This is a genomic window from Dyadobacter sp. HNCC25DJ185, from assembly GCF_056895195.1.
This window is the reverse complement of record NZ_JBXHAR010000015.1, coordinates 1-10,418: the sequence shown is the minus strand read 5'-3', so window position 1 is coordinate 10,418 and position 10,418 is coordinate 1. Positions and strand designations below refer to the sequence as shown.

Genomic DNA, 10,418 nt, shown 5'->3' with positions numbered 1-10,418 from the left:
GATTCCAGGTCAGCGGTGCCGCGAACACCGTTGGCCTTTTTCTTCACTGGTATTGATATGCTACTGGTACTTATTTACAGCCTTTTCCATAAATGACGATCTGCCCGTCCATGACTTTGTAGCTGGCCTGGATGGTCTCACAAACGATAGCCAGCTTGTCGTACAAAGAGCCTTCATGGAGCGAACCTGTCAGGTTGCAGTCTTTCAGCCTGTCCGCCTCGCAAATGATCCTGATTCCGTAGACCTGTTCCAGCTTGCCAACTACCATTGGTATAGGGGTTTCCAGAAATTCAAGGCTTTCTCTGGCCTTACCCGTTGCGACAGCCTGGGGTTGGGAAACCAGGGTTTTGACAAACCGCTCGTCCTTTTTCACAAAAACCGCCTGCTGGTTGGGCGTTAAGATCACCTCTTCCGAAAGCGAAGGTTCCGGCTGCTCCTTGGTCGCTTGCTTGAAAACAGTCACTTTTCCCGTGCGCACTCCGATGGACACGTTGGCGTCCGAATCGTAAGCCCTGACCCTGAAACTGGTACCCAGCACCCGGGTGACGATCTTGCCGGAATACACCATAAATGGTTTTTCGACGTTTCGGGCTACCCTGAAAAACGCTTCCCCGCTCAGGTAAACTTCCCGCCTGGCCTGTCCGAAATTTAAGCTGACCTTGAGCTGACTTCCCGGCTCGAGCAGTACCTGGCTGCTGTCGGGAAGGGTGATGGTTTTTACGGTTTTTCCCTGATTAGTATGCAGCTCTTCCAAAGCTTTAGGGCTTGCCGTAGCGACAGGATGGCGGGAGGCAACGGGCTCACGCAGGACGAACCACGTGCCTAAGCCGACTAGTAGTAACCCGGAGGCCGCAAAGCGCAACCAGTTTCTCCCGAAAAAGGAAGTGCTGTTTTTTTGCTCCGTTGCAAGGAGGATGCCGTCAATGGCGTCCTGTACTTCTTCCAGGGTAACGGGTATAGGGTTAACCTGCATGGCGATGACAATCGACCGGGCCTTTTCAATGATCTCATTTTGTTGCGGGTGCACACGTTGCCACGTTTCCCAGAAAACGTCTTCCGGTTTCAGCTGTCCAAGCACCCATCGTCGGAAATAGATATCCTGTACAAAATCTTCAGTGGTATAACTCAGATACGTTTTCATAGACAGAGCATCGGAAATAGGGCTGATATGCTGAGAAACCAGTTCTTTCTAAGGATTCTGAGCGCTTCGTAGATCAGGTTAACAACGGAGTGATAATTAATGGACATAACCCTGGCCACATCCTCATATTCCATTTCCTGATAGAAACGCAGGTAAATGGCCTCGCGCTGGCGTTTCGACAGTTTGTCGAGGTTCCAGCGCAGACGTTTCAGGTCTTCGTGCTGCACTTCATTGCTGACCATATAGGATTCAATGGCAAATTGTACCTCGAATGTATATTCTTCATTGATCTGCTCTGCTTCCCGGAACCACCGCAGGCGTTTTGTTTCGTGAAACAGCCTTCTCCTCAGGGTGGTCAGCAGGTAGGGTTTCAGCTTTTCCACGTCGTCCAGCTTTTGCCGTTTGTTCCAGAGGTCGATAAACAAGTCGTGCAGGCAGTCTCTGACAAACTCGCGGTCCTTATCCAGCCTGCATCCATAGTTGAGCAGCAAAGGATAATAAGCTTTCATCAGAACGGAAAATGCCTCCCGGTCACCACTTTTAAAAGCATTCCATAACACGGCCTCGCTGCTGTTTTCGACAGGCGGGTGAATGGGGGTGATCTTCTCTGCAATGGTATTAAGATCTGGCATAAACGAAACGCGAATCAATTTGACCGGGCCGTTACTCCGGAATTAAAGGCTTCTGTTTCTAAAGAGGCTGAAAATGTAACAATGTCCTGAAAAAATTTAAAGAAATATTTAAATGATTAAACAGCGCGGCTGAAAAGCGGCGCATTATCCATGCTTGCCGTAACGATCGGGGAGTAAATGGGAGTTAAGCGCTTGTTAACACTATGGTAATCCGGACAATGAATTAGCGCCGTTGCTTTCTTAGGGGAAATTTTTAAATTACCGCTGTTAAATATTTATAAACATTGACAACCCCGGCCCCTATTTGTCGGGATAAATAAAAATGACAATATGAACAGGGAGGTTTCCAGGGAACAGGGCGACAATAATATAAGCGAGTTTCGCGCGGAATATGTGGAAGGCTTAAATGCTGAAACCAAATTCTGGCTGGAAGAAGATGCGAGTTATTTTCTGCATCAAGCATTGTCGACACCGGTCATGAACGTGCTGTCGAAAACGGAAGGCGCTTACATTGAGGATCTTTCGGGTCACCGGTATCTCGACCTGCACGGCAACGGCGTGCATAATGCCGGGTTCTCCAATCCTGCCGTGATTGAGGCTGTGATCAAACAATTGCAGGAGCATCTGGCTTTTACGCCGCGCCGCTACACCAATATACCTGCCATAGAACTTGCCAAAAAGCTGATCGAAATCACCCCTCCTGAACTCAGGAGAGTGCTTTTTTGTCCTGGCGGCTCGGAGGCTATCGAAATGGCGATATCGCTTGCCAAGCAGGTTACCGGTAAATGGAAAACCATTTCTTATTGGGATTCCTACCACGGCAACGGTTTCCAGGCTTCCAGCGTGGGTGGCGAAGAACACTTTTCGACTGGCCAGGGACCTATGGTTCCCGGCGCATTCCATGTCGAATTCCCAAACTATTACCGCAATCCCTGGGGACTGACTGATCCGGAAGCCATCGACGATTTGTACCTCAGGCAGATCAGAATCGTTTTACAGCGGCATCCCGATGTCGCAGCGATTATAGCCGAGCCGATTTCGGCGACGCCGGTTGTGCCGTCGGTTTCTTATTGGCAGCAGGTCAGGGAGTTGTGTGATCAGCACGCTATCTTTTTGATTTTTGATGAAATTATCGAAGGTTTCGGCAGGACTGGCAAATGGTTTGCCTGTGCGCATTACGTGACGCCGGATGTATTGGTCCTGGGCAAAACGCTCGGAGGCGGCTTAATGCCTTTTGCGGGTATTGTGACCAAAGAAAAATACAACGTCCTCCAACATCGCTCGATCGGCCATTTTACCCACGAGAAAAACCCGTTGTGCTCCACAGCAGGCCTGGCGACCATCCGCTATATTGAAGAAAATAGCCTGGTTGCCAACTCGGCGTCGCTGGGCGAATATCTGATCGCACAACTTACAGAACTGAAAAACCGCTTTCCGGTGATCGGGAACATCGCCGGGAAAGGGTTGCATATCGGGGTAGACTTAGTCAAAGATCCGGTGACCAAGGAACGGGCTACTGATTATGCAGAAAGGATCATGTATGATTGTATGCAACAAGGTATTTCCCTTAAAGTGATCGAAGGCAACATACTGACCATGCGGCCTTCACTGGTGATTTCACAGCAGGAATGCGACATGATCGTGCATGCATTGGAAGTCGCTTTTGGTCGGAATCAAGTTTAAAACAGCGGGTTGTAGATTTCCTGGATTTCTTCGAAAGCTGCCCAGAAATTGGGGGGTGTAGTTCCATTCAGGGTTGCCTCCAGGATTTCCAGATGCGTATGCCAGCCGCTTGAAATATTCAGTCGGGTCGCTCTGGTATCGGCCAGTTTCCGATGTGTCAATACCATCCTGACGCCCTCAGTTTCTTGGGTTAGCTCAAAGCATACCTCCGAATCGTCATGCCAGGTGAAGGCGAGCAATCTGGGCGGGTCAATTCGCGTAATCTTTCCGGAGAAGCTGTGCCCTTTTTCCATTGCTTTGTGCATTTCGGGCGGAGGACCGGGTATCGGACTCAACTCGCTATGCATGAAAAAGAGCGTGAAGTTCCCTCCTTCCCATAACTCCATTTCGCCCTTTGCAAGCCATTTTCCACGCTTTTCCGAGTCGGTCAGGTAAGTCCATACCTTTTCGATGGGGCTGTTAAAAACGCGCTCGAAGCAAAGCACGTCTGCTGCCTGCATTTTTCCTTGTTTGCTCATGATCAACGGGATTAAGCGATGGAAGCTAGCTGGATCAGGTTACCGCACGAATCTTCAAAAATCGCCTCAATGCCCCATTCCGTTTTTTGCGGTGCTTTGCGAAACTGTACCCCGGCAGCAGTCAGCCTTTCATGTTCCGAGTAAATGTCTTTGGCCGAAAAGGTCATCGCAGGAATGTTCGCTTCGTACAGCGATTTCTGATAAGTGGATGCAATCGGGTTCTGATTGGGTTCCAAAAGGAGAGAGGTACCTTCCGGCTGATCGGGCGACAGCACGATCGCCAGGTAGGCCTCCGGCATGTACATCCGCTCAGTGAACCCAAGCTTTTCGGTGTAAAATTTGAAGGCTTCGTTCACGTCGTTGACAAAAATACTTACCATTTCAATCTTCATGATATCAGGTTTTGAGGTGAGTAAGAATAGATTATCTGGAATGCTGGCTAAGCTCTTTCGGGAATTTATCCGCGATCAGGTTCAGGTTGATATGGTGTTCGAGGTAGGCCTTTGCCCCGTCGAGCACCGTGGTGAACCCGCCCGTGTTGTCGTTGATGACAGCGAGCAATTCGTCGCCTTGCTGTTCAAAGCCGGTATTGGTGATCGTGACGTAGGTAGATCCTTCGGACAATTCCTGGAATTCGAACCTTACTGTCGTGAGCGGGTCGCCCCACTTGATTGCAATCAGCTTTTCGGGAACAACCTCTTCCACGGCTACCAGTGTTGAAAAGCCGTACATTTCCCATTCCCAGGTAACAGTTTTGCCTGCCTGCAGCTTGTTGCTGCCTTTGGTAAACCAGAAATTACGTGTGATCTCAGGATCTATAAATGCTTCAAAAACGATGCTGGCAGGTTTCCGGATCAGCATTTGGGCCGTCACGGCCGGGCTTGTGTTTTTGGTGTCCATGGTTTCTGTTAGTTTATCAAGCATGAAATTCCATCCTTTTGCGGTCCGGTCGGCGTAATTTTTCCAGGCAGGATCAAGTTTGTGAGTAAGTGTGAGTACGCAGCCTTCGTCTATCGGTACGATATCAATCATAACCCTGCTTTTCCCGGTCGCTTCTCCAGCTATCCCCCAGCTGAACGACAGCCTGTTCGGCCTTTCAAATGCCAGGTATTCACCAGTATGGTCAATCGTCTGCCCATTACGTATCACTTTGAAAGAGAATATTCCGCCCAATCGCGCATCTACTTCCAGGTGTACGATAGTTTCGTCCCGCAACTGCGGCCCGAACATGAAACGCCCGATCATGGAAGGTGTTATCCACGCATCGAAGGCTCTTTCAGGAGATGTTTTTAACTGTCGGGTGACCGTTACAGATACCTCCCCCGGATCATCTTCACTGGTTTTGTCAAAAATGCTGTGCTTTTCCATTCAATGAGTCTGTTCATCGGTGTTTAAAAGATCTTCCAGGATATCGAGCCGCTGGTTCCAGAACGCTCGGTATTGCTCAGCCCATTGCGTCACTTCCTGCAAGGCGCCCAGGTTCGCACGGCAACGCTTTTCTCGTCCATGCTTGACCATCACCACGAGCCCGCATTCCAATAAAATATGCATATGCTTTGACACGGCCGGCTGGCTCATGACAAAATTTTCCGCCACATCATTGATCGTCAGCGTGCGGTTCGCCAATAACCCGATCATCGCCCGCCTTGTCGGGTCCGCTATGGCCTGAAATACATCTCTTCGCGCTTTCATCCGGTATCTGCAATTATATAACCAATCGGTTATGCAAATGTATATATAACCATTTGGTTTGCAAATAAAAGACGTTTTTTTTACCTGATGTGCCCTACCGCATGGAGAAGTTGTCGTAGTGAAAGAAGCGTGGATGGAAGCCGTAGCGGGAAAGTCCTTTCAGAAGGCAATCGGCAAAGGCGGGAGGACCACAAAACCAGATACTCGCTTCCTGTAAGTCGCCGATCGCCCGGAGAAGTATGTCGGCGGTAAGGTATTGGCCCTGGGCCGAATTCAGATGCTGAAAAGTCACACCTGCCTGCCGACATAACTGATCCAGTGATCCCGGAAAAGAATGATCCTTAACACCTCGCGTGGAATACCAGAAATCAACGGGTTGGGTGGTGCCGCCTTGCTTTGACAAGTATTCCAGACGGGCTAGAAATGGTGTTATACCAATGCCGCCCGCAATCCAGATCTGTCTTTGCTTTGGAGAATGGAAGGTGAAGTCCCCATATGGCCCTTCCACCTTCACAGGTTGTCCTACTTGCAATTTGTTTGTTAAATCATTTGTAAAGTCGCCCAACGGTTTGACTACAAAGCGCAGTTCGCCCGGATCACGGCCAGAGGACGCGATCGTGAAAGGATGCGGCTCTCTGTCGTGCGCAAATCGAAGGAAAGCGAACTGTCCTGCCCGGTGAGAGAAAGATTTATCGGCGGTGGCCAGCCTGAGATCCAGGATACCATCGGAATATTCGTTCAATTGGGTAATGATGGTGGTCGTTTTGCGGGAGGCACCAATTTGCCGGAACAGGCTCACCAGGGCGGCTGCGGCGCCAATCGCTACCAGCAAGAGCAACAGATACCCCGCCGGTGAAGTCAGCCAACGTTCCTTTAATTGTGCGGTGGCCCCATGATAGGCGGCCAGAAGAAAAATGGCCGGCAAAACTTTATGGGTTTTACGAAAGATGCGGTAGGGTATTCTCTTGAAAAGCGCAACGATCACCAAAATGATCACCAGGTAAAAGGCAACCTCCACCACTGCCGTGCCGCTTTTGAACAGCGTAATTTCAAGGTCCGAGAAACTGCCTCCGTCGTTCAGCTCGCCTGGGTTGGGGATTACCTCCCATGCAACGAGCCACCCGGGCGCTTTTTCTGCCAGCCAATGAAAAATCATGAGCATGGTTGCGAAGATGCCTGTCCACCTGTGCACGATGTAAGCTTTGTCCAAACCATGCACCTGCTTGTTAATCCAGGGAATACGCAACGAAATAACCATCGACAGCACCATGAGCGACAAAGTGCAAACTCCTGTCAGAAAAACAAATTGCTCACGAAACTCCCAGGGGGAAGGATTGTGAAGAAGATGGCCGGGGCCTGGCGACAGGGCAAAAACGGCCCCTGCGACCACCAGGGCACCGGTGACCCAGCTTGTTGTAGGTTTCATAAAATCAACGAAAGATTGGCCCTTACTTCATTTCGATGACGAGGCGCTTGCCGTCGGGAACGGGCACGTCATAAACAGATTCAATTTCGGCCAAAGGGACGCCAACGGTTCCAATGACCAGCTTTCCGTCCGCTGCCAGTTGAAACATCTCGGGTAATATTTCGGTGAGAAAGGAATGGATATGCTGTTGGGTCAGACTGCCCAGACCTGAGCCGACTAGTTGTAGGTCAACGCTTCGCAAAATGGAAGCTGATAATTGGATCGTATCGCCTGTTACGCTTCCGACTGAAACAAACCGCGTCCGGTGCGTGAACATACCTCTTCCTTTCAAGGCTGTGAGCAATAGTTCGGCGGTATGGCCCCAGAGATAATCGATCACTACGTCGATTGGGGTACTGCTGTGTATTTCCCGGATGTTTTCTAAAAATAGGTCGTCGGATTGCTGCACAGAAATGATCTCATCTGCCCCCAGACTCAGCAATGCTTGCAAAGACTCGGGATTTCGCCCTGTCGCGATCACTTTTCCTGCACCATAATGCTTTGCAATCTGGGCCGCGATGCGGCCGGTAACGCCCGTTGCCCCATTGATCAGCACCGTGTCCCCGGGTTGTAGATCCGCTTTAAACCGGAGACCCAAAGCTGCGCCGATCACTGCATTGGGTAACGCGGCTGCAGTTACGTCGGCCAGGTTATTGGGTATGCCAACCGTCCGGTCTTTTTGCACAGCGGCATACTCAGCGACCATTCCGCCGGTTCCTATCGCGTACACCCGTGCGCCATCGGGCAGTACGCCTACACCGTCGCTGCCGATGATCCGGGCTTGTGCGGGGCCGTCGGCCTCAGTGGAATAGTGCTGGCCTCTGGCTATGCTTCTGTCGACGTTTTTAATTGCTGCGGCTTTTACTTTTATGATTACCTCGTGCTTGCCGGACACGACGGGATAGGGCCACTCGACGTAGCGGAGGGTTCCTTCTCCGGGGTTCATGACTGCTGCTTTCATTTTGTCTTACGTTTGAATGTTTGTACGACAAAAGTAGAAAGCCGCCTGCCCGGCAGACGATAACATTTGTTACCAAATTTGTGATGCGCCTATTTTGAGCGCGCGAGCTTGCTCTTGATACGGCTCAGGTGGACGCGGCTGATCCCCAGGTAGGAAGCAATGTAATGCTGGGGTACGCGCTGGACAATGTAAGGCCTTTCGTTTAGCAAATTGACGTACCGCTCCTGCGGCGTATCCCGGATAAAGGACAGGAAATGCTGGATATAGTTCACCGTTCGATCGAACAGTGTGTCCATGATCCGATCGCGGACGGAGGCGATCCCGATCATCTCTTCCAGCATACTGTCCAAGTCGGCCTTATCGATCCACCACAGCGTGCAGGGCTCTATTGTCTCGATGGAGCATAAACTGGGAATGTTATTTTTAAAACTTTCAATGGAGGAAACCACCCCATTTTCGAAAAAGAACTGAAAGGTCACTTCTTCACCTTTGTTGTTGAACCATACCCTGAGACAACCTTTTTCGACCAGATAAGCTTTTCGGGATATCTCGCCTTCGTGCAGTAGGATAGTTCTTGCCGGGACCTGGATCCGCCTGAAGCGGCTCACATAATCGTCCCATTTTTCGGGTGGAACAGGGAAGTGGGTCTTGAATTTTTCGAGCACTGTTGGAAGACCGGTATCTGTATATCTAAACATCACAAAGATAAAAAGCCAGGCCGATATATTCGCTTCTGATGCTTTGTGCGGATGAACCCTGTTTTTTTTCAATCGCCGGAATTGCATCAACGCGATTCTGGGGCGACAATTTTTTTGCTGACGGGGGTTAAGTAGGATCCGGACATTATTGCATTCATATACATATGGAAAATGCGCTCAAAGACAAAGTATTGCTGATCACCGGTGCCGCCTCGGGCATCGGATTGGAAATGGCAGGTCAGTTTGCCAAAAACGGTTCAAGGGTCATATTAACTGACGTCGACGGGTCAAGGGCCAGGGAGCAGGCGGCCTTCTTTGCCGAAAAAGGGTATCATGTGGTGGGATTGCCGTGCGACGTGACCAGCGAAGACGCATTGAAGTCGGCGATCGCGTTTGCAGATCAGACTTATGGCCGGCTGGATATTCTGGTCAACAACGCGGGCCTTCAGCACGTCTCTCTGATCGAAGATTTTGCCGTACCACAATTCGAATTCATGGTCAAAGTCATGCTGACAGCCCCGTTTATCGCTACGAAATATGCATTTCCGATTATGAAAAGGCAGCGGTCGGGTTGTATTATCAATATGGCTTCGATCAACGGGCTGATCGGGTTTGCCGGAAAGGCCGCTTATAACAGCGCCAAACACGGACTGATCGGACTTACGAAAGTAACGGCGCTGGAAGGGGCGGAGTGGGGGATCACCGCCAACGCAATCTGTCCGGGATATGTAGACACCGAGCTTTTGCGAAAGCAATTTCAGGATCTTGCCCGTACCAGGAACACGACCGAAGACAAAATTCTCGAAGAAGTCATTTTCCCGCTGGTCCCCCAGAAAAGACTGATCAGCAAAGAAGAAATCGCCCATTGTGCGATGTTTCTATGCGGCGGCCAGGCCACCGGCATTACCGGGCAATCTTTGGTGATCGATGGCGGTTATACCGTGCAGTAAGCGTATTGTTGCCCTACTTGCATCCTGGCAGATCAGCGCAGCACTCCGTATTCCGGGCGAGGGCCCGGGACACGGAGAAAGTAGAAGAAGACGCTAGTTTTTAGGCTCAAAATGCAGCACAACAATGCCGCAGTCGAAGGCTATTGATTTGATCATAATCAGCTCTTTTTTGCTCTCGAGCTCTTTGAAAATCGACATTCCATCGCCGATCGCAGCCGGATTGACAAACAGATGATACTCGTCGACCAGGTTGTGCTTGATCAGGGACGATACAAAAGAAGCGCCGCCGTATGCCATGATGTCCCCGCCTGCCTGCTGTTTCAGGTTGTTGATCTCCTCGGTGATATCTCCTTTTGCCAAAACTGTATTATCCCACCCGGACTTTTCAAGGGTTCTGGTAAAAACAACTTTATGCGCATTATTGAAGTGGACCGCCCCTTCTTCCTGGAGGTTGGCTGCCCAGTGAGGGATAAATCCTTCTGCAAGCTTCCGGCCGAGAACGATACAGTCCATTGGCGAAGTTAAATCACCGACGTATTTTTTCAGTTCGTTGTCCCAGTTCCACGTCACCCAATCCATTTCGCCGTCGCGGCCGGCTATGTATCCGTCGACGGTCATTTGTACCTGTAATTTGAGCTTTCTCATCTAAGTATTTTATTTTTGGCTTATGTGTACTTT

At 50.2% G+C, this 10,418-nt stretch carries 12 protein-coding genes; 2 read left to right on the top strand and 10 right to left on the bottom strand.

Features of this window, described 5'->3' with window-relative positions:
- Positions 1 to 70: 70 nt before the first annotated feature.
- Positions 71 to 1,141 (bottom strand): FecR family protein, encoded by a 1,071-nt coding sequence (locus AC1XUF_RS30265; RefSeq protein WP_483345616.1) that lies wholly within the window; start codon positions 1,139 to 1,141, stop codon positions 71 to 73.
- Positions 1,138 to 1,773, bottom strand: coding sequence for an RNA polymerase sigma factor (locus AC1XUF_RS30260; RefSeq protein WP_483345615.1), 636 nt, complete (start codon positions 1,771 to 1,773; stop codon positions 1,138 to 1,140). Before AC1XUF_RS30260 ends, AC1XUF_RS30265 begins: the two co-directional genes overlap by 4 nt.
- 330 nt (positions 1,774 to 2,103) lie before the next feature.
- Here AC1XUF_RS30260 and pbfA point away from each other — a divergent pair, with 330 nt between their 5' ends.
- Positions 2,104 to 3,456: a (R)-1-hydroxy-2-aminoethylphosphonate ammonia-lyase gene (pbfA, locus tag AC1XUF_RS30255; protein ID WP_483345614.1), complete on the top strand. Its 1,353-nt coding sequence runs from the start codon at positions 2,104 to 2,106 to the stop codon at positions 3,454 to 3,456.
- On the opposite strand, the gene AC1XUF_RS30250 is transcribed toward pbfA, so the two are convergent.
- From AC1XUF_RS30250 to AC1XUF_RS30220, 7 genes are all read right to left on the bottom strand, one after another.
- Complete coding sequence (locus tag AC1XUF_RS30250) at positions 3,453 to 3,974, bottom strand: SRPBCC family protein (protein WP_483345613.1); 522 nt, start codon at positions 3,972 to 3,974, stop codon at positions 3,453 to 3,455. The genes pbfA and AC1XUF_RS30250 overlap by 4 nt on opposite strands.
- 11 nt (positions 3,975 to 3,985) lie before the next feature.
- Positions 3,986 to 4,366: a VOC family protein gene (locus AC1XUF_RS30245; protein WP_483345612.1), complete on the bottom strand. Its 381-nt coding sequence runs from the start codon at positions 4,364 to 4,366 to the stop codon at positions 3,986 to 3,988.
- Positions 4,367 to 4,397: 31 nt separating this feature from the next.
- The gene (locus AC1XUF_RS30240) at positions 4,398 to 5,342 is read right to left on the bottom strand and encodes an SRPBCC domain-containing protein (protein WP_483345611.1); all 945 of its coding nucleotides are present in this window, start codon (positions 5,340 to 5,342) and stop codon (positions 4,398 to 4,400) included.
- On the bottom strand, positions 5,343 to 5,666 hold the full coding sequence (locus tag AC1XUF_RS30235) for an ArsR/SmtB family transcription factor (RefSeq protein WP_483345610.1): 324 nt from the start codon (positions 5,664 to 5,666) through the stop codon (positions 5,343 to 5,345).
- 94 nt (positions 5,667 to 5,760) lie between these two features.
- Positions 5,761 to 7,092: a ferredoxin reductase family protein gene (locus AC1XUF_RS30230; protein WP_483345609.1), complete on the bottom strand. Its 1,332-nt coding sequence runs from the start codon at positions 7,090 to 7,092 to the stop codon at positions 5,761 to 5,763.
- A gap of 22 nt (positions 7,093 to 7,114) precedes the next feature.
- Positions 7,115 to 8,092, bottom strand: a complete 978-nt coding sequence (locus tag AC1XUF_RS30225) for a quinone oxidoreductase family protein (protein WP_483345608.1) — start codon at positions 8,090 to 8,092, stop codon at positions 7,115 to 7,117.
- 89 nt (positions 8,093 to 8,181) lie between these two features.
- A complete protein-coding gene (locus AC1XUF_RS30220) occupies positions 8,182 to 8,862 on the bottom strand; it encodes a Crp/Fnr family transcriptional regulator (protein WP_483345607.1) in 681 nt (226 codons plus the stop codon).
- Between the two features lie 92 nt (positions 8,863 to 8,954).
- Between AC1XUF_RS30220 and AC1XUF_RS30215 the strand changes: the two genes are divergently transcribed.
- Entirely contained in the window at positions 8,955 to 9,740 is a 786-nt protein-coding gene (locus tag AC1XUF_RS30215) for a 3-hydroxybutyrate dehydrogenase (RefSeq protein WP_483345606.1), read from the top strand.
- 93 nt (positions 9,741 to 9,833) lie between these two features.
- Here the strand turns inward: AC1XUF_RS30215 and AC1XUF_RS30210 are convergent, their stop codons facing one another.
- A complete protein-coding gene (locus AC1XUF_RS30210) occupies positions 9,834 to 10,385 on the bottom strand; it encodes a dihydrofolate reductase family protein (protein WP_483345605.1) in 552 nt (183 codons plus the stop codon).
- Positions 10,386 to 10,418: the final 33 nt, after the last annotated feature.